Origin of the sequence: Alteromonas gracilis, assembly GCF_002993325.1 — a bacterium.
GTDB classification, from domain to species: Bacteria; Pseudomonadota; Gammaproteobacteria; order Enterobacterales; family Alteromonadaceae; genus Alteromonas; species Alteromonas gracilis.
The window spans coordinates 271,838-289,637 of sequence record NZ_PVNO01000027.1; the positions used below are offsets into that span (position 1 = coordinate 271,838).

Sequence of the window (17,800 nt, forward strand, 5' to 3'; positions counted from 1 at the left end):
TACTTTTGAAGTAGCACGGACACTGGTAGAATGCACTTAACTTTAGAAATACATTAACAATAGAGAGTGACCATGTCGGTTGTTACACGATTTGCACCCAGCCCAACAGGCTATCTTCACGTTGGTGGCGCACGTACTGCGCTTTATTCTTGGCTTCTTGCTAAAGGCAAGGGCGGTGAATTTGTTCTTCGTATCGAAGATACAGATATTGAACGTTCCACAGAAGAAGCTAAGCAGGCAATATTAGATGGCATGCAATGGTTAGGTCTAACTTGGGATACTGGCCCTATCTATCAAACAGAGCGTTTCGATAGATACAAAGAGCTAATTCAAAAACTACTAGATGAAGGTAAGGCATATAAATGCTTCATGAGTTCTGAAGAATTAGACGCCATTCGTGAAGCACAAAAAGAACGCGGTGAGAAACCTCGTTACCCAGGTACGTGGAGAGACAGAACTGATCATCCTGAAGGTCAGCCTTTTGTTATCCGCTTTAAAAACCCTCTAGAAGGCAAAGTGGTTATTAATGACCACGTGCGTGGAAAAATTGAAATTAGTAATACAGAACTCGATGATCTTATCATCCAGCGCTCTGACGGTACGCCTACTTATAATTTCTGCGTTGTTGTTGACGATTGGGATATGGGAATTACCCATGTAGTTCGTGGTGAAGATCATATCAACAATACGCCGCGTCAAATAAATATCCTTGAAGCGCTAGGTGCGCCTGTCCCTGAATATGCCCATGTCTCTATGATATTAGGTGACGACGGTAAAAAATTGTCAAAGCGTCACGGTGCGGTAAGCGTAATGCAATATCGCGATGACGGCTTTTTACCTCAAGCTGTGCTTAACTATTTGGTTAGGTTAGGGTGGTCTCACGGCGACCAAGAAATTTTTTCACTGGACGAGATGATTGAGAAATTTAGCCTAGACGCCATCGGTCAATCTGCCTCTGCATTTAATACAGAAAAGTTAATCTGGTTAAATCAACACTACATTAAGACATTGCCAGCGAGTGAAGTTGCTTCACATGCTAAATGGCATTTTGATGAGTTAAATGTTGATTTAACGGCAGGTCCTGCTCTTGAGTCTGTGATTGCTATTCAAGCCGACAGAGTAAAAACACTCAAAGAGCTGGCAGAGATTTCTACGTACTTTTATCAAGACTATGAAGATTTTGAAGCGAACGCGGCGAAAAAGCACCTTCGTCCAGTTGCTAGAGGTCCGTTAGAGCTTGCTAAAGATAAATTAATGGCAATAGAAGAGTGGAACCCAGAAAATATTCAGACCGCCATCAATAGTACTGCGGAAGAATTAGAAGTGGGCATGGGCAAAGTAGGTATGCCGCTGCGTGTAGCTGTGACCGGGGGAGGTAATTCTCCGTCTTTGGATATCACGTTGAATCTTATCTCAAAACAGAAAATTGGCGAGAGAATCGACAAAGCGCTTACTTTTATAGCAAACAGAGAAAATTCATAAAAAAACCGTTGACATGACAGGGGGGGATGCCTAGAATGCGCCCCGCTGTCACGGAACAGTCACACAAAATGACTGGTACCATGATGGGGCCATAGCTCAGCTGGGAGAGCGCCTGCATGGCATGCAGGAGGTCGGCGGTTCGATCCCGCCTGGCTCCACCAAGTCACACTAAGCTGTGGTTTGATATAGGCTGAAGTTTTTTAAACTTCGGACTGAAAATTCGAAAATTTAGTTTCGAAAAAAGAATTCAGTCCCCTTCGTCTAGAGGCCTAGGACACCGCCCTTTCACGGCGGTAACAGGGGTTCGAATCCCCTAGGGGACGCCATTTTATCGCGTCACAGTCGATTAAAACTGTGAAATAGGCTGGAGTTGTTCTTCAACTTCTGACTGAAAATTTTGGTAGAGAAAAGTCACTTAGTTAACTTCACTTTGCTAAAATAATCGAGAGTATATCTTTCGAAGAAAAGTTTTCAGTCCCCTTCGTCTAGAGGCCTAGGACACCGCCCTTTCACGGCGGTAACAGGGGTTCGAATCCCCTAGGGGACGCCATATTGTCGCGTCACAGTCGATTAAAACTGTGAAATAGGCTGGAGTTGATATCCAACTTCTGACTGAAAATTTTGGTAGAGAAAAGTTACTTAGCTAACTTCGTTTTATTAAAATTATCGAAAGTAAAGCTTTCGAAGTAAAATTTTCAGTCCCCTTCGTCTAGAGGCCTAGGACACCGCCCTTTCACGGCGGTAACAGGGGTTCGAATCCCCTAGGGGACGCCATATCAAAAAACCAGCCATTTGGCTGGTTTTTTTGTTTCTGTCCTCTAAAACGCAATGGACAGACATTTATTTCTTTTCTGTCCTCTAAAACGCGATGGACAGACACTCGTCTTTCCTTTCCTAAGCCACCAAGCCAATGTTTACACCATCCTCTTTTGTAGAATTTGGAAATTCTTATCAAGGAATGGTCAACACGTTTAATCGAAAACTATTATTAAGATTTGATGCGTAAAGATCTCATGTCATAAACATTTATGAATCTTTAGTGGAATAGATACTCACGCCCATCTAACTGATATGATCTTTAAATTACTAAAGAGGTGCTATATGCAGAATTATCCAATTGGAACTCCGGGTGAGCCATGGGGCGAAGAAGAAAAAGCCCAATGGAAAGCACAGCAGACTGTGAAAAGAAGCTATCAAGAGGAAGTGCTTAATAAACTTTTTAATATTATCCCTGAAGGGTTTGAGTTAAAGCAGTATGGCGCGCTGCCCTACGATACTGCGCGCTATCCACTATATGCCGTAATCCCCAAGAGTATTGACGCTAAAAAGCCATCTGCGCTTGTTACAGGCGGTGTTCACGGCTATGAAACAAGTGGTGTGCAAGGCGCACTTCAGTTTATTGAAACTAAGCTGTCGAAGTATGCGGATCAAGTAAACATCATAGTTGTACCATGTGTGAGTCCTTGGGGATATGAAACAATAAACAGATGGAATCCGTTAGCATTGGATCCAAATCGCTCGTTTTACGGTGACTCTCCTGCACCAGAGTCTGCTCAACTTATGCAATTAGTATCTGATTTAGCGTTATCTCTTTCGCTTCATATTGATTTACACGAAACGACAGACACGGATAACAGCGAGTTTAGACCAGCATTGGCTGCGCGGGATGGGGTAACCCATGACAACTGGAACATTCCAGATGGTTTCTACACGGTTGCTAACACGCCAAGTCCACAAATAGAGTTCCAAAAAGCTGTGATTGATGCTGTGAGAAAAGTAACACATATCGCACCAGCAGATGAGAACGGAAAGATTATAGGTGCAGATGTGGTGAGTGAAGGTGTAATTTGCTATGACAAGAAGGCGTTGCACCTTTGCGGGGGCATGACAGATGCCCTGTATGTAACAACGACAGAAGTTTATCCTGATAGTGATAATGCAACACCTGAAAACTGTAATGACGCCCAGGTAACTGCCATTTGTGCAGCACTCGATTATTTAAGTTAGACGCTTGAACGTTTAGACGTCTAGATGTATATTTGAGCCTCTTTTTTAGGAGGCTCTTTGTGTTTACGTATTCAGCGGTTATTTACGACGGTAAAAAGCAAAATTTAGTGAGGCATGAATGTGGGACAGACACTGAATTTACGTCGTATCTCGATTCTCGTTTTGGTTGTCACGTTTGTTTGTGGTCCAACAAAGAGCTCTCAGCCAATACGCTAGCGGTTATTGAGGCTGCTCGGTCAAACAGTAAAAAAGAAGATTTTGATAAAACCAATGTATTATGAATTTAGAATCTCCATGTAAAGCTCTCTGCAAACTAACTGATGACGATATTTGTGCTGGCTGTAACCGCACTATTGAAGAAATCACAAACTGGCGGACATACACTGAAAATCAAAAGCAGGCTGTATTCGTTCGGCTAGCGAGTCTAGAAAAGACTAGGCCGAGTTAATTACCGTTTTTGACTAAACTTAAAGCTACCTCAAGTTTCATGGCTTAAGTTGATAATCAGACAGACACTTGATATTGACCGTTGAATATTGCCCGCTACACAGGCACTCAGGATTGATTAGCGCAGCTTATTCCAACAGAGAGCAAACAACCACCTCATATGCTCAGTTCAGAATGGCGGTTAGTCTGCCAATAACCGGACAGTCATATAAGTTGCGAAACAAAACACCAAAGCCTGGCTGGCATTGTCGCTTTTTGGTACACTCCCGCGCCAATTTTCTGTTTTAGCAGTTCGAGAAATACACAATGAAAGTAATGCTTGCCCCCATGGAGGGCGTTGTAGATCACTTGATGAGAGATATGCTGACTCGCGTAGGTGGCTTCGACCAATGTGTTACTGAGTTCGTTAGGGTCGTTGACCAAAAGCTGCCTAAAAAAACCTTTTATAGACTTTGTCCCGAACTTTACAATGGTGGAAAAACACCATCTGGAATTCCAGTACGAGTTCAGTTATTAGGTCAGCACCCAGAGTGGCTTGCTGAAAATGCCCAAACCGCAGTAGAACTTGGCTCTCCTGGCGTTGATCTTAATTTTGGTTGCCCAGCTAAAACAGTAAATAAAAGCAAGGGCGGCGCCGTTTTACTCAAAGAAACTCAAACACTTTACGACATCGTGAAAGCAGTAAGGGATGCTGTTCCTTCAGATATTCCTGTATCGGCTAAAATCAGGCTAGGTTTTGAAGATAAGTCGTTAGCTATCGATAATGCTGTCGCAATCACGGAAGCTGGAGCTTCCGAACTAGTGGTGCATGCAAGAACAAAAACAGAAGGCTACAAACCACCTGCGTACTGGGATTGGATTGCAAAAATTAAACAGCACACTGATATTCCGCTCGTGGCAAACGGTGAAATATGGAATTCAGCAGATGCGAAACGATGCCAAGACGAATCTGGGTGCACTAACCTTATGATAGGTCGAGGCGCTTTGGCTATGCCGAATCTAGCGCTCTGCATTAAAAGTGATAAAGCACCTATGCCATGGACAGAGCTAGCAGCTTTACTCATACAATATTCGGGTTATGAAATATTCGGCGATAAGGGAAAATATTACCCCAACCGTATAAAGCAGTGGTGTGGCTATTTAAAAAGACAATATCCAGAAGCAGACGTCTTATTTAATGACATTAGGCGTCTGACAAAATCTCAAGATATTGTGGATGTATTAGCCCGTCAGGCCGATATATAGGATTACATCGTCGCATTAATTCAAGATAAATACTTTCGAGCGTTCGACACGTTCGGACGACATCCTCTGTCGCAGCAATTGGCAAAATTATCCATAAGCTCAGGGCATCCGACTGGGCCAGTGAAAAGTGTTTCGAAATTGCTGGTTACCATTCGCCAATTTTCTCTCGTCATGCCGATTCTTGTAAGTAGTCGGCTTGGAAACTGAGGGAGGTTTTGTTTAATACTTGAATTCTCCTGCTTTAACGTGTTGTTGAGAAGCTGAAGGTAGTCTGGAAAGTCGAAAGGTAGCGCTAGTTTTCCATCTATGCGTTTATCATTAAAAGGCATTAGGAACTTTGGCACTTTGTTGGAACGTTGTGCATTCAATCGATATTGGATACTTGTAAAGTGAGAACTATTGAGTGTATTGGCTATGTTAGCGCGTATGGGGTTTAAATCTACATAAGCCATAACGCTGGCCAATGCTTTTTCATCAAGTATTGCCTGCGATCTAAAGCGTCTTTCCCAGAAATATCCCTTACAGCTATCTTCCTTGTTCGCTTTTCTGGCTATATATTCGTTTAACATTCGCATGAACCAACTGATGCTTTGCAATCGTTCTCTGTAGATTACCGAAAGCGATTTTAGCTCAAGCATTTCATCAGGTTTTATCGAATCAATTTCATCGAAATATCGCTGTACTAAGGGGGGACATTTATAAAACATCCTCCAGCGCAACAGCACTTCCTTCATCGACCACTTATCGGCTCTCCCTTTCGCTACGTGAAGAACTAAATGCACGTGGTTGTGCATAACCGCATAGGCACATAAATCTATAGCGAAAGCCTGTGAGAGATTATGCAGTCTATCTTGTATCCACTTTCTTCTGTGTTCGTAACTAATACCCGTGCGAGAGTCTCGTCCGCAAAGGTAGGATTGCCTCACACAGCGGGAGATACAGTGATAAAAAGGCGTAACATCAGTATTAATTTGTTTATATCTAGGTAAAGGCATATCCGTATCCCAAAGTTATTTACTTGCATTATGAAATGTAAGAAATGAAATTTAAGTGGTCTTTGGGACAGTTTTAAACAGGCAATATAAATTGAAAGGTAATACCTATGGAACCTTCTGGAAAAGAAAAGGGAAATAAAAGTCGTTATGTTTAAATTAAAAACATTGGACAGACACTCGTTGTAAACCTAGATGTGTGGCCTCTTCAAGATGAGTGTGTGTCCAATTAAGTACAATTAAGTATTATCGAAGAGAATAAGTGTCTGTCCCTCAGATTCAATTTGTCCCTCAGATTCAATTTGGGATTTATATACCGATATCGACTCTTTTATTGGTCAGAATTTAGCGGTCAAACGACAACGTTAATTCTTGACCCCACTCGACTGTCGGGTGTAGTTGCCGCTTGCTGCGTGTTTTCCGGCTGCGTTGTGGGAGTTTCTTGTTCGCTTTTAGTTGCGTTCTGCTGTGGAGTTTGTTGGCTAGACTCCAAAATTGTCGAAACTGGTGTTGACTTGACTGAAGATAAGTCCATAACCGAACCTCACGAGATGAATTCTAAGTTTATAGGGTAGCACAATTATTGACCATCGAGTATTAAACTTCTTAAGTGTCTGTCCATAAATGTTGCTATTAAGGGCTGAGCACTTGCATTTGGATGAATACCATCGCTTTGCATTAAGTCTTTATCCAAAGCTATCTCTTGTAGAAAAAATGGTATTTTCTCAACGTTGTTTTCGCTAGCAACCTTTTCGTAATTCTCTGTAAACATTTTCGTGTATCGACCACCATAGTTTGAGGGGATCTGCATTTCTTGAAGATAAACGGTTGCGTTACTTTCTTTAGCAACTTCAACTAACGCATTTAGATTGCTTTTTATTTTTGCGATATTGTGACCCTGAAGACCATCGTTTCCGCCTAATTCAATTAGAACGTGGGAAGGATTGTGCTGATTTAACAAGCGAGGAAGACGCGCTAATCCGCCATCAGTCGTTTCACCACTTACCGCAGCGTTTACGATATCAATCTTAATCTCATCGTCATGCCACATGTTTTGTAACAAACTGACCCATCCCTCATGTTGCTGTAAGCCATATGCTGCAGATAAGCTGTCACCCAAGATGAGTAATACCGCATTTTCGCCTGAATCGTCCTGCTCAGCTTGATCTGATAACGCGTGGCAAGGTATTAAAAGAATAAGTAGAAAAACGAACAAATTACGAAACTTAACTAACACGAATTGATAACCCCTTATGATAAAAGCTAATTCAGTAACTAAAGTTGTAAATACGAGTGAAGGTTCGTTGCAGATCCTTCGCCCAATTTCTTTTGAAGTCAAGTCAGGTGAGTCAGTTGCCGTTATCGGTGCGTCAGGTTCTGGAAAATCAACCTTATTGGGGTTGTTAGCCGGACTAGATCAAGTTTCAGAGGGAGAAATATTCCTAGATAACGAAGCGCTACACAACATGGATGAAGAAGAGCGAGCGGTACTTAGGGGGAATAAAGTAGGGTTTATTTTTCAAAGCTTTATGCTGGTTCAAAGTCTTACTGCGCTAGAGAATGTGATGTTGCCAGCGGAAATTGCTGGGCTTGACAACCCTAAAGCGCTTGCTATTGATATTTTAGAGCAAGTTGGGCTTAAACATCGTGCCCATCACTTTCCAAATCAGTTATCAGGAGGGGAGCAACAAAGGGTCGCGATTGCTCGTGCTTTTATCACCTCCCCTAAAATCCTTTTCGCTGATGAACCTACAGGAAATTTAGATGCTAAAAACAGTGAGAAAATAGAGGCGTTGCTCTTCCAAATGAATAGAGAAAAGGGGACCACACTAGTATTGGTCACTCATGATAATGAACTTGCTGAACACTGCGATAGACAGTTAACCATGAACGCAGGCGAACTTGTAGAAACAACGCAAAGTAAAAGTGCGAACAAGAAAGAGGCGGTGTAAATGTCGACGTCTTTCAGCTTGGCCTGGCGGCTTTTTAAACATGAGGCTAGACGGGGTGAACTTACTATCATCTTGTTGGCCATTGTATTATCGGTAGCTGCTGTTTTATCTCTATCACTCTTTAGTGAACGACTGCAGGGTGCGCTCAAATCTCGCTCAGCGGCATTTATCGCGGCTGACGCACAACTTCGATCAGATGAACCGCTCGATGAGGAATGGTTGCTCAAAGCGCAACAAGAAGGTTTATCGACAGCGAAACAGGTATCAACTCGCTCGATGGTGTTCAACGGCGATGCAATGTCGCTAGTGGACTTGCGAGCAGTTAATAACACGTACCCATTGAAGGGAACGGTAAACATTACTGATGAGCCTTTTGGCGAGAAACGTGACACTTCAGAGTTGCCACAAAGCGGAGAGGCTTGGGTTCAATCTCGTCTATTTCAAAGTCTTGGCTTATCTATCGGAGACCGCATCGAAATTGGAGACGGAAACTTTACCGTTACCAAGGTGCTGGTAGACATTCCTGATGCAGGCTTCAGCGTATTCAATACTGATCCTATTGCACTCATAAACCTTGCAGATTTAGAAAAAACAGCGGTTACAGGGCCGGGTAGTAGGGCGCGTTACGTAGGATTTTTTGCTGGTGACGCGAGTGATATTAGTAATTTTAACAGCTGGCTGTTACCGAAGTTAAACGATGACCTGCATTCATGGCGTACGGTTGAAGACGATGAATCAGCGATAGGTCGTTCAGTGGCAAGTGCTGAGCGTTACTTCCTTTTAGCCAGTCTACTGGCAATCGTTTTGGCTGCGGTGTCAATAGCCGTTGCTGCCCAGCGTTATGCACAACGTCACTTTGACCCCGTAGCAATAATGAAAACACTTGGCGCGACCAGTGCAACTATTCGCAAAATTTATCTGTATCAAATTTTGTTGATTACGGCTCTTGGGATTTTAATTGGTTTGGTGATTGGATTCATAGGTCAGCAAATCGTGGTTTCACTTGTAGCAGACAAAGTTGATGTTTCTCTTGACGTTTGGCACTGGCGGCCGCTAGTAATTGCAGTTGCAACGGGGGCTACTTGCGCACTCTTGTTTTCCTTGTACCCACTGCTTCAGCTATTTTCGGTGCCCCCGCTTCGCGTGTTACGTAAGGATATTTCTACCAATTTACGCTCAAGAGGTATTCAGTTTGCTGCATCAGGTGGCGCTATATTCACGCTAATGTGGATGTATAGTCAGGATCTAAAAATCAGCGCAATTTTGTTTGTATCTGGCTCGACGTTGGTGCTTGGTTTGCTCGGTGCTACGTTTGGGTTAATAGCGGTGGGACGGAAACTTGGCAGCGGAAAAATGGGGCCATGGCAATTAGCTTGGGCCCGAATCAAGCGCCGCGCTATGGATAACAGTGTTCAACTTATCAGTTTCTCGGTCACAATCATGTTGCTACTCGTGGTGTTGGTCATGCGAAATGACATGGTTTCGCAATGGCGTTCACAACTGCCAGAGGGGACACCGAATTACTTTTTGATCAATATCACACCTGATATCCAACCAAAATTGGACAGACACTTTTCTGACAACGGAGTGAAGATAGAAGAATTTTATCCAGTTATACGAGGGCGTTTCGTTTCCGTTAACGGAGAAGGAGTCAATACCGACGTATCTAAAGAGGACGAGCCCAATAGAGAAGGGCGTAGAGGACTAGGTCGAGAAGCAAACCTTACTTGGAGCAACACGCTGCAAAAAGAAAACGAAGTTTTAGAAGGTGAATGGCATGGCGATAGCGATGAGACGTTTGCCGACGGCTTGTTTCCCGTCTCTGTTGAAGAGGGCGTTGCGGAACGTTTGAATATTCAGATGGGCGACAGGCTAACGTTCAATGTAGGGAGCGAAATAGTTGAAACGAAGGTAACGAGCTTGCGTAAGGTTAATTGGCAAACTATGCAGCCAAACTTCTTTTTTGTAATACATCCGGATGCAATGGCGGCATTCAGTCCAACTTATATCACTAGTTTCTATTTACCCACTGAAAGAAAAGCTGAATTGACTAATCTTCTGAAGCCTTTTGCGTCAATTACTATGTTTGATGTTGATGCGCGGATAAACCAATTGAGGGAGATTGTTGACCAAGTATCTGTGGCCGTTGAGTTTATTCTGGTACTCGTCTTACTCGCGGGAAGCTTGGTTTTAATTGCTCAGGTTCAGGCAAGTATGGATGAGCGAAGTCAGGAAATTGCGATATTACGGACCCTTGGCGCGAAGGGCAGACTAATTCGCAAAAGCGTCATCTTCGAATTCGTGATCATAGGTGTGGTTGCTGGCTTTATGGCAGCCATGGCGAATGAGTTGAGTTTATACCTACTTCAAACCTCAGTGTTCCAGATGCAAGCTAGTCTTCACCCTGAATATTGGGTTATAGCTCCGGCGGTAGGTGCTGTAGTGGTCGGTATTCTAGGTGCAGTGGGGTGCTGGAGATTACTGAAATTAAATACCAGTCAAATGCTTCGTAATATGGTTTAAGAAAATAAATACTGTGGACAGACACTTTAAATCCATGGGTGTCTGTCTGTTGCTATCTTTTGTCAGCTACTCCAAAAGTTCTGTCGCTTTAAAATGACCAGGGGTAAGTGTCTGTCCATAGTTTCCCTGTCAATACTCTTATCGTGATTTCCGAGAGCGGTACGGTTTTATAATAAGCATCGGGAAATTTCTTTGAGAAGGATAACTGGTGTTAGCGGTGGAGCTAGACGAGGAGAGAATCGGAGAAGCAAGTTGAGAAGCAAATTGGACAGACACTTTGTTACAATTAAGTGTCAGTCCATAATGAGAGAACTATTATTGGATTAGCGCGGTGTAGCACTAATAAATGTCGCTTAACGCCTCTGTTAGAGAAGGGAATGTAAACTTGTATCCTGCAGCAACTAGTTTTTCAGGGATAACTCGCTGGCCTTCTAAAATCATTGTCGAAGATTCTCCCATGGCTATTTTCATCACAAAGCTAGGCACGTTGAATAGACAAGGCCGCTTTAGTGCTTTTGCAAGTGACTTTGAAAATTCTTTGTTCGTCACAGGAACTGGGGCGGTCAGGTTGAAAGGGCCTCTGCATGAACTGTTATTAAGTAAGAATGAAATTCCTTGAACCATGTCTTGCAGGTGGATCCAAGCTAAATACTGTCTGCCAGAGCCTAATGTTCCGCCTGTACCTAACTTGAAAGGCAAAGCCATTTTGTCTAGCGCACCTCCCTTTTCGGTTAAAACAACCCCTGTTCTAAGTGTCACTACACGAGTGTTTTCTTGAACAACGCTGTTAGCTATTGCCTCCCATTTCGCACACAACTCATGAGTGAATTCGTTGTGAGGAGGCGTATCCTCAGAAACAACCCTATCTCCTTGGTTTCCGTAAAAGCCGATAGCTGAGCCCGATATAAAGACATCAGGAGGGGAAGTGCTGTCGTTAATTTTTGAAACCAATTCAGCAGTTATGTTCCAGCGGCTGTCGCAAATTTTCTTTTTTTGTGTGTCTGTCCACCGTTTATCAGTAATCGGTTCACCCGCTAAATTTATTACTGCATCAAACGTATCGAAGTTTTGAACAGCGGCAACACTTTCCACATACTCAACGCCGTTCCCCAGTAACTCTTTTGCTTTAGCAATATTTCGGGAAACGACAGTAAATGTATGTTCATCCGAAAATTGTCGAATAAACTCGCTGCCAATTAGTCCGGTGCCGCCAGTCATTAATATGTTCAACACACGCTCCTTAGAGGATAAGTCTATTCAGATTTATTGCATGAAAGCGTTAAAGAAACTGAGTCAGAAAACCTCAATGCGTGGGGTTTATCAACTTCCACCTCTGCGTAACGCACTGATGAATGCTCAGCCGCGATACTTAACACATCCGCTGTTAATTTTTCTAAAAGTGAAAATCGATTGTCCTCAACTAGTTTAATAATCGCCTTTGTAATGGTCTTATAGTTTAAAGCATCGGACATATCGTCCGTATTAGTAGCTTTTTCGGCGTCGTAGTCAATTTTTACATTAACAACAACGTCTTGTTTGTTTTTTATCTCATCTTCATTGATGCCAATGTAAGTACGTAGTCTTAGGTTTTTAATTTTTATAGTGGCAAGATTAAAATTCATTGGAGTCTCTTGTTTGTAGTTGTCTATAAGTCGTTGTAAAGTGTAGTCGTTTCAGTCAGGAATGTAGCACAATATGTCAATGGAACTACGCTCGCCAACAGCAAAGATTCTTATCGTTTTAGCATGCTTAGTGGTTGTAATGGCAGGCGTAAAAGCCGCTAGTACAATTATGGTACCTTTCTTTTTATCTATTTTTATTGCCATAGCTTGTAGTCCAATAATTCGCTGGACCTCTAAATTTGGCGTGCCGAAATGGCTCTCGATTACCTTTGTTATACTGCTCATAGTGGTATTTGGTTTTCTTTTGGCTGGCCTAGTAGGGCAGTCAATGACTGAATTTCGCGAGAACCTTCCCGAATACAGAAGCAAGCTCGATTCTGAATTTGCATGGGTGGTTGCCAAGCTTGCTGAATTCAATATTCACATCAATAGAGAGCTGATTGCCTCTCACTTGGACCCTGCAACGGCCATGTCAGTCGCAACAAACTTTATAAGTGGTATGGGGGGCGTGCTTTCAAACCTATTTTTGATACTACTAACCGTGATATTTATGCTTTTCGAAGCAGATAGCATACCTCGTCGTTTACATATTGCCCTAGCTGACCCTGGCATGAAGTTGCAGCATATTGATAAGTTCATTAGGTCTGTAAATAGTTATCTAGCAATAAAAACAGTGGTAAGCCTTGGAACAGGCTTAATTATAGGTACGTGGTTATACGTAATGGGCGTAGACCACTTCATGCTGTGGGCTGTATTGGCCTTCATGCTGAACTTTATCCCTAACATAGGCTCAATCATTGCCGCAGTTCCAGCAGTACTCATCGCCTTTGTTCAATTAGGGCCAGCGTCGGCAGGGTTCGCTGCATTAGGCTTTGTGCTAGTTAATACGATTATGGGAAATATGGTAGAGCCAAAGTTAATGGGTAAAGGCATGGGGTTGTCGACTCTTGTCGTATTTCTCTCGCTCATTTTTTGGGGATGGCTATTAGGGACGGTTGGTATGCTTTTATCTGTTCCGCTGACAATGGTTGTGAAAATCGCTCTTGAGTCACGAGAAGAGAGTAAGTGGCTGGCTGTACTACTGTCGAGTGAAGGCCAAAAAGCCTCATCATAAACACAGTGTTTGGGGTGAGTAGTGAAATAGTGAGTGAAATAGTGGACAGACACTTCTTTTCTTTTGCGCTGATATAGAAGTGATTTAAGCATCAATTTAGGGAACGTTGATAAGCTTGCCTAAAATGGACAGCCACAGCATTTATTAAATTGTTTAGGTTGGACAGACACATTTCATGAGACTAAGTGTCTGTCCCTAATTTTTTTCGATTGAATAACGCCTCAAACTAAAGAAATTTATGCACTAGACATCTTAGCTCGATGTTAACCGTGGTTTGGGAATTCAACAATGATGCTTGCGCCACCGAGAGTACTATCCTCTATGTGCATTCTTCCTTCGTAAATAGAAACTAAATCGGCAGCTAGCGCCATACCGATGCCATGTCCTTCAGCGTACGTGTCTAAGCGTGCTCCTCGCTCTAAAAGAAATACTTTTTTATCGTCGGGGATCCCCGGCCCGTCATCATCCACTTTTAAAATAAGCCACTTTTCATTTATCTCGCCGTAAACTATGACATTTCGTTTCGCTGCTTTACATGCGTTATCCAGAAGATTGCCACAAAGCTCCATGAGATCGGTTTCGTCTCCTTTAAATGCAATGTTTTCGTCAACGTCAAACTCAATGTTAAGTGTTTTTTCTTGATAGACTTTATCCATCGCATCGGCAAGTTTGTGTAGAAGAGGTGTAATCGGAACGGCTTTTTGCCAGCCAGACTTTCCTGCACTGGCTCTTTTGAGCTGTCGCTTGATTATTTGGTCAATCTGTTTTAACGCTTCATCCACCTCAGTCGGAAGCTGAGGGTAGCCAGAGGCCACAGCCAGCGGGGTTTTTAGACTATGAGCCAAGTCACCCAGGCTATTCTTATACCTCGCTCTTTGTGCCGCTTCACTTTGAAGTAGACCATTGATAGATTGTTTCAATGAGTCAAACTCCACAGGATAGCGTGAATTTAGCTGTGGTTTAACACCATTGGCTGTTTGAGATATTTCAGCAATTAGCTTTCTTACGGGCAGCAGTACCACGCTTACACCAACAATAATAAAGACGAGAAGCACGAAGCAGAGTGTGAATATCCACTGCCACGTGGTATTAATAAAAGTACGACGTTCGCTTTCGAAAAGAGCCTTGTCATTAAAGATATAAAATCGTACTGGCTCAAAGTCTCTACTAGAAGCAAATTCTGCGGTAAAAGCGTAGACAAAGTACGAAGCGTTTTCTTTAAATGCTGGCGTGAATGACTCCAAAAATAGCTCGTTTCCGACCGCGACCTCTATTTCTGGTGATGAAAAGGTGTATTCGAGGGCAGATGCTGACTGCCAAATGACTTCGTCTCGAAATACGATAACTCCGAGGTATCCTGAACCTGGTAGATTTAATTGTTCCTCGTAAAGGATTTCAGGCATGTAAGGTTGGTCACCATCCAACTCAAATGCAGAAAGCAAACCTAAATTCATTAATCTAAGTTCGCTCATTTTGGCTTGTGTCAGGCTTTCAGTGTAGGCTTCGTCAAGAATGATAACAGTAAATGGCGCAAAAAATGCCAAAATAACAACCGCGAAAAAGATGCTTCGCAGGCGAAGTGACAATTGTCTCATAAATGTTTATTTATCCGATAGCCCCTACCTCTTAGGGTTTCAATTGGCTTCAAATCGCCCGAAGGATCGAGCTTTTTACGCAACCTACCGATAAATACTTCAATCACATTACTGTCTAGATCAAAGTCTTGATCGTAGATGTGTTCAGTAAGCTCAGTTTTTGAAATAACTTTATTGGGGTTTAGCATCAAGTATTCCATCACTTTATACTCGTATGCCGTTAAGTCTAGTGCTTGCCCATGTAGCGACAGCTCTTCACTTACCGTATCTAAAGCAATAGGACCAAATTGTATCGTCGGGTTAGCTTGTCCTGAAGCCCGCCTGATTAACGCCTTGGCTCTGGCCAGTAATTCTTCATTATGAAATGGTTTGGTGAGGTAGTCGTCGGCACCTGCATCCAAACCTTCAACTTTCTCCTGCCACCGATCTCTTGCAGTTAGTATTAGAATAGGGCATGAAATGTCGGCATGACGCGCTTTTTTGATGACCTCAAACCCGTCAAGCTTTGGCATTCCTATATCAACAATGGCAAGGTCATAGCTATATTCTTTTATAAGAAATAGCGCGTGTTCGCCATTATCTGCCAAGTCAACGCTATAACCGTTTTGCTGCAATAAAGCGTCAAGTTGGGTCAATAGTCGGCTATCATCTTCAGCTACGAGAATACGCATATTAATCCTTACCTTTACTTTGTTTGACCTTGCCTGAGCGTTTGTCGACTTCGACTGAGACAACGCGACCAGACTTCTTCAAAACTTTAACCCGGTAGTTCTGCGAGGTTTGTTCAACTTTTAAAACACGACCATCTGCTGCTATTCGTGCACGCTCAGCGGCCTCGCTTTTTGAGATATCACCGCCTGAACTTTGTAACGCCATAGCGGGGGCAATGCTTGACAGTGCTAACGCTGCACAAAACACCAAAATTCGAAGCGATAATGTCATACACCCTCACAATAATTGTCCTACTCAGGCCAAACTACAGATAAGTATAACTTGGTAAACTGAATCTATTCTGAATTAGGTCAAGTCTACCTTGCCAAGCAAAAACTGTATATAACGCATCAGTTACTTGCGTACCAAGAAAAGGCGCAAGAAAAAACGGACAGACACTTAAAAAGGTTAGAGGTTAAAAAAATTCTCTCGAAAAATTGGGACAGAAATTTAGAAAGCTTTGGGCAGACATTTGAGCAGTGATAGTTTAGGGCACACACTTAATTGACAATGAAAGTAGGAGCACTTTCAAAACAATCTTCAAACGAATGCAATAAGAGTGTCTGTCCACGGTTTCTCTATTTACGATTTCCCGCGATTTCAACAACAACCCATCAGATCAACGAAGTAAGTGTCTGTCCATAATTACGCACGCTGTGGCTATGACGACTTCCCCCAGGAACACAGAGTAAACTTTACTCACGCATTGCAAAAAAGTGTCTGTCCATAGTGGCTATCGGAAGACTAATCACAGCTCTATTCCTGCGGTAGGTGCTTCAAAATTGAACTGGCTCCAGGTTGCAGTAGTTTGATCGGTAATCATTAAATGTGTACAGGCCAAGAAGAAGCGTGTTGGTGCGGGGAGGTAACTAGTTTGCCAGTTACGAAAGTTCGAAGCTCTGCAAAATAGCGATCGAGGCTTAGAGCATTGGCATGACATGTGCGTGAATCTATTCACCGAGTATTCATAAATGGAATAGAAGTATGCGTTAGGTTGACTCGTACCGAAGCACTTTTCAGGTATCAACCTCTACTTTTATCTTTTAAGGAGAAATAATGTCTAGCGATATCAAGAAAACAATGTGGAAAGCAATGTCAGACAGCCCAAAAGTCATGGTTAGTTTGATAGGCGAAGATATGCATGCCGAGCCAATGTATGCACAGCTTGATAAAGAGGCTGATGGTGAATTTTGGTTTTATACCTCTAGGGACAATCGCATAGCTAAAGGCGGAAAGGCAATGGTGCATTTCGCATCTAAAGGACATGATGTATTTGCCTGTATTCGTGGAACGCTTACCGTTGAGTCGCGTAAAGAGATAATAGACAAATACTGGTCAAATCCAGTTAAAGCGTGGTTTGAGCAAGGTAAAGATGACCCTTCTCTACTGATGCTTCGTTTTGAACTTACAGACGCTGAAGTGTGGGACGCTGATCCATCGCTCAAAGGTATGTTTAAAATGCTTACCGGAAAAACAGTAAAGCCTGAGGAAATGGGTGCGCACGAGAAAGTAGATTTGTAAAGGTAAGCTTGTTTGCAGCTTGCGTTTGACCTGTAGCGATGCTGACTCGATTGAACAGCTCACTTAAGTGTCTGTCCATAGTTAACTATCCATAGCTAACTCATAATCAGCTTCGCAATCAGGCTTCAAGGACAAATTTACATTCAAGCTCCAAAACAAGTGTCTGTCCAAAACGAGTTCAAAACTACATTGAATCAACTTTACAAAGAAAAAGCCCCAGAAATTCGGAGTTATCCGATTTTTTGGGGCTTTTGATATTTATAAAAATCAAAATCTCTAGGCCAAAAGCTAGGGTAAAACTTTTTTGTACGGTTTCACTATAACGCTTTCATAAACACCGGCCTCAATATACGGGTCAGCGTCTGCCCACGTTTGTGCATCCTCTAACGAGTCAAACTCTGCAACTACAAGTGAGCCTGTAAATCCAGCCGGCCCCGGGTCTGGGCTGTCAACAGCTGGGAAAGGGCCAGCTATAACCAGACGTCCCGCATCTTTCAAAACATTTAAACGTTCAAGGTGTGCAGGTCGCGCAGCTAAGCGCTTTTCTAAACTGTCCGCCACATCGGTGGCACAAATCATATATAGCATG

At 42.8% G+C, this 17,800-nt stretch carries 18 protein-coding genes and 4 tRNA genes; 13 read left to right on the forward strand and 9 right to left on the reverse strand.

Translation table 11 applies throughout. The features are described from left to right. Positions 1–72 precede the first annotated feature (72 nt). The 9 genes from gltX to dusC all read left to right on the forward strand — a co-directional run bounded on the left by gltX (position 73) and on the right by dusC (position 5,181). Positions 73–1,482 (forward strand): glutamate--tRNA ligase, encoded by a 1,410-nt coding sequence (gltX, locus tag C6Y39_RS14540; RefSeq protein ID WP_105931953.1) that lies wholly within the window; start codon positions 73–75, stop codon positions 1,480–1,482. Positions 1,483–1,567: 85 nt separating this feature from the next. After that, positions 1,568–1,643, forward strand: a tRNA-Ala gene (locus C6Y39_RS14545). 89 nt (positions 1,644–1,732) lie between these two features. Next, positions 1,733–1,808, forward strand: a tRNA-Glu gene (locus C6Y39_RS14550). Between the two features lie 148 nt (positions 1,809–1,956). Next, positions 1,957–2,032: transfer RNA gene (locus C6Y39_RS14555), tRNA-Glu, on the forward strand. A gap of 148 nt (positions 2,033–2,180) precedes the next feature. Further along, positions 2,181–2,256, forward strand: a tRNA-Glu gene (locus C6Y39_RS14560). A gap of 327 nt (positions 2,257–2,583) precedes the next feature. Further along, a complete protein-coding gene (locus C6Y39_RS14565; RefSeq protein WP_105931954.1) occupies positions 2,584–3,489 on the forward strand; it encodes a M14 family metallopeptidase in 906 nt (301 codons plus the stop codon). Positions 3,490–3,548: 59 nt separating this feature from the next. Next, the gene (locus C6Y39_RS14570; protein WP_105931955.1) at positions 3,549–3,770 is read left to right on the forward strand and encodes a hypothetical protein; all 222 of its coding nucleotides are present in this window, start codon (positions 3,549–3,551) and stop codon (positions 3,768–3,770) included. Then, entirely contained in the window at positions 3,767–3,937 is a 171-nt protein-coding gene (locus C6Y39_RS14575) for a DUF1289 domain-containing protein (RefSeq protein ID WP_105931956.1), read from the forward strand. The genes C6Y39_RS14570 and C6Y39_RS14575 overlap by 4 nt, the downstream gene beginning before the upstream one ends. A 305-nt stretch (positions 3,938–4,242) precedes the next feature. Further along, positions 4,243–5,181 (forward strand): tRNA dihydrouridine(16) synthase DusC, encoded by a 939-nt coding sequence (gene dusC, locus C6Y39_RS14580; protein WP_105931957.1) that lies wholly within the window; start codon positions 4,243–4,245, stop codon positions 5,179–5,181. A 20-nt stretch (positions 5,182–5,201) separates the two neighbouring features. Here dusC and C6Y39_RS14585 read toward each other — a convergent pair whose 3' ends face one another. The 3 genes from C6Y39_RS14585 to C6Y39_RS14595 all read right to left on the reverse strand — a co-directional run bounded on the left by C6Y39_RS14585 (position 5,202) and on the right by C6Y39_RS14595 (position 7,410). Further along, positions 5,202–6,176 (reverse strand): transposase, encoded by a 975-nt coding sequence (locus C6Y39_RS14585; protein ID WP_105931958.1) that lies wholly within the window; start codon positions 6,174–6,176, stop codon positions 5,202–5,204. Between the two features lie 349 nt (positions 6,177–6,525). Further along, positions 6,526–6,708 (reverse strand): hypothetical protein, encoded by a 183-nt coding sequence (locus tag C6Y39_RS14590; RefSeq protein WP_105931959.1) that lies wholly within the window; start codon positions 6,706–6,708, stop codon positions 6,526–6,528. Positions 6,709–6,753: 45 nt separating this feature from the next. Then, entirely contained in the window at positions 6,754–7,410 is a 657-nt protein-coding gene (locus C6Y39_RS14595) for an arylesterase (protein WP_105931960.1), read from the reverse strand. Positions 7,411–7,426: 16 nt separating this feature from the next. Here C6Y39_RS14595 and C6Y39_RS14600 point away from each other — a divergent pair, with 16 nt between their 5' ends. Together C6Y39_RS14600 and C6Y39_RS14605 are read left to right on the forward strand one after the other, a co-directional pair. Continuing rightward, entirely contained in the window at positions 7,427–8,125 is a 699-nt protein-coding gene (locus C6Y39_RS14600) for an ABC transporter ATP-binding protein (RefSeq protein ID WP_105931961.1), read from the forward strand. Beyond that, positions 8,126–10,648 carry an ABC transporter permease gene (locus tag C6Y39_RS14605; protein ID WP_105931962.1) on the forward strand — a complete coding sequence of 841 codons (2,523 nt, stop codon included), beginning with the start codon at positions 8,126–8,128 and terminating at the stop codon, positions 10,646–10,648. A 339-nt stretch (positions 10,649–10,987) separates the two neighbouring features. On the opposite strand, the gene C6Y39_RS14610 is transcribed toward C6Y39_RS14605, so the two are convergent. Together C6Y39_RS14610 and folX are read right to left on the reverse strand one after the other, a co-directional pair. Continuing rightward, on the reverse strand, positions 10,988–11,878 hold the full coding sequence (locus C6Y39_RS14610) for a TIGR01777 family oxidoreductase (protein ID WP_105931963.1): 891 nt from the start codon (positions 11,876–11,878) through the stop codon (positions 10,988–10,990). Positions 11,879–11,901: 23 nt separating this feature from the next. Continuing rightward, a complete protein-coding gene (folX, locus tag C6Y39_RS14615; RefSeq protein WP_105931964.1) occupies positions 11,902–12,270 on the reverse strand; it encodes a dihydroneopterin triphosphate 2'-epimerase in 369 nt (122 codons plus the stop codon). A gap of 73 nt (positions 12,271–12,343) precedes the next feature. Here folX and C6Y39_RS14620 point away from each other — a divergent pair, with 73 nt between their 5' ends. Continuing rightward, positions 12,344–13,384, forward strand: coding sequence for an AI-2E family transporter (locus tag C6Y39_RS14620; protein ID WP_105931965.1), 1,041 nt, complete (start codon positions 12,344–12,346; stop codon positions 13,382–13,384). 263 nt (positions 13,385–13,647) lie between these two features. On the opposite strand, the gene C6Y39_RS14625 is transcribed toward C6Y39_RS14620, so the two are convergent. From C6Y39_RS14625 to C6Y39_RS14635, 3 genes are read right to left on the reverse strand one after another with little or no spacing between them, the layout of a single operon-like run. Next, positions 13,648–14,979 carry an ATP-binding protein gene (locus C6Y39_RS14625; RefSeq protein ID WP_105931966.1) on the reverse strand — a complete coding sequence of 444 codons (1,332 nt, stop codon included), beginning with the start codon at positions 14,977–14,979 and terminating at the stop codon, positions 13,648–13,650. Continuing rightward, positions 14,976–15,650: a response regulator transcription factor gene (locus C6Y39_RS14630; protein WP_105931967.1), complete on the reverse strand. Its 675-nt coding sequence runs from the start codon at positions 15,648–15,650 to the stop codon at positions 14,976–14,978. The genes C6Y39_RS14625 and C6Y39_RS14630 overlap by 4 nt, the downstream gene beginning before the upstream one ends. 1 nt (position 15,651) lies before the next feature. Further along, positions 15,652–15,921 carry a PepSY domain-containing protein gene (locus C6Y39_RS14635; protein ID WP_105931968.1) on the reverse strand — a complete coding sequence of 90 codons (270 nt, stop codon included), beginning with the start codon at positions 15,919–15,921 and terminating at the stop codon, positions 15,652–15,654. Between the two features lie 825 nt (positions 15,922–16,746). Between C6Y39_RS14635 and C6Y39_RS14640 the strand changes: the two genes are divergently transcribed. Next, a complete protein-coding gene (locus tag C6Y39_RS14640) occupies positions 16,747–17,211 on the forward strand; it encodes a pyridoxamine 5'-phosphate oxidase family protein (RefSeq protein WP_105931969.1) in 465 nt (154 codons plus the stop codon). 288 nt (positions 17,212–17,499) lie between these two features. Here C6Y39_RS14640 and C6Y39_RS14645 read toward each other — a convergent pair whose 3' ends face one another. Beyond that, positions 17,500–17,799 carry a YciI family protein gene (locus tag C6Y39_RS14645; RefSeq protein ID WP_105931970.1) on the reverse strand — a complete coding sequence of 100 codons (300 nt, stop codon included), beginning with the start codon at positions 17,797–17,799 and terminating at the stop codon, positions 17,500–17,502. Position 17,800 lies beyond the last annotated feature (1 nt).

Bases quoted from the DNA above. Each gene is read 5' to 3' on its own strand.
- gltX (WP_105931953.1), top strand. From the start codon at position 73: ATGTCGGTTGTTACACGATTTGCACCCAGCCCAACAGGCTATCTTCAC.
- C6Y39_RS14565 (WP_105931954.1), top strand. From the start codon at position 2,584: ATGCAGAATTATCCAATTGGAACTCCGGGTGAGCCATGGGGCGAAGAA.
- C6Y39_RS14575 (WP_105931956.1), top strand. From the start codon at position 3,767: ATGAATTTAGAATCTCCATGTAAAGCTCTCTGCAAACTAACTGATGAC.
- dusC (WP_105931957.1), top strand. From the start codon at position 4,243: ATGAAAGTAATGCTTGCCCCCATGGAGGGCGTTGTAGATCACTTGATG.
- C6Y39_RS14585 (WP_105931958.1), bottom strand. From the start codon at position 6,176: ATGCCTTTACCTAGATATAAACAAATTAATACTGATGTTACGCCTTTT.
- C6Y39_RS14590 (WP_105931959.1), bottom strand. From the start codon at position 6,708: ATGGACTTATCTTCAGTCAAGTCAACACCAGTTTCGACAATTTTGGAG.
- C6Y39_RS14600 (WP_105931961.1), top strand. From the start codon at position 7,427: ATGATAAAAGCTAATTCAGTAACTAAAGTTGTAAATACGAGTGAAGGT.
- C6Y39_RS14605 (WP_105931962.1), top strand. From the start codon at position 8,126: ATGTCGACGTCTTTCAGCTTGGCCTGGCGGCTTTTTAAACATGAGGCT.
- folX (WP_105931964.1), bottom strand. From the start codon at position 12,270: ATGAATTTTAATCTTGCCACTATAAAAATTAAAAACCTAAGACTACGT.
- C6Y39_RS14620 (WP_105931965.1), top strand. From the start codon at position 12,344: ATGTCAATGGAACTACGCTCGCCAACAGCAAAGATTCTTATCGTTTTA.
- C6Y39_RS14625 (WP_105931966.1), bottom strand. From the start codon at position 14,979: ATGAGACAATTGTCACTTCGCCTGCGAAGCATCTTTTTCGCGGTTGTT.
- C6Y39_RS14630 (WP_105931967.1), bottom strand. From the start codon at position 15,650: ATGCGTATTCTCGTAGCTGAAGATGATAGCCGACTATTGACCCAACTT.
- C6Y39_RS14635 (WP_105931968.1), bottom strand. From the start codon at position 15,921: ATGACATTATCGCTTCGAATTTTGGTGTTTTGTGCAGCGTTAGCACTG.
- C6Y39_RS14640 (WP_105931969.1), top strand. From the start codon at position 16,747: ATGTCTAGCGATATCAAGAAAACAATGTGGAAAGCAATGTCAGACAGC.
- C6Y39_RS14645 (WP_105931970.1), bottom strand. From the start codon at position 17,799: ATGCTATATATGATTTGTGCCACCGATGTGGCGGACAGTTTAGAAAAG.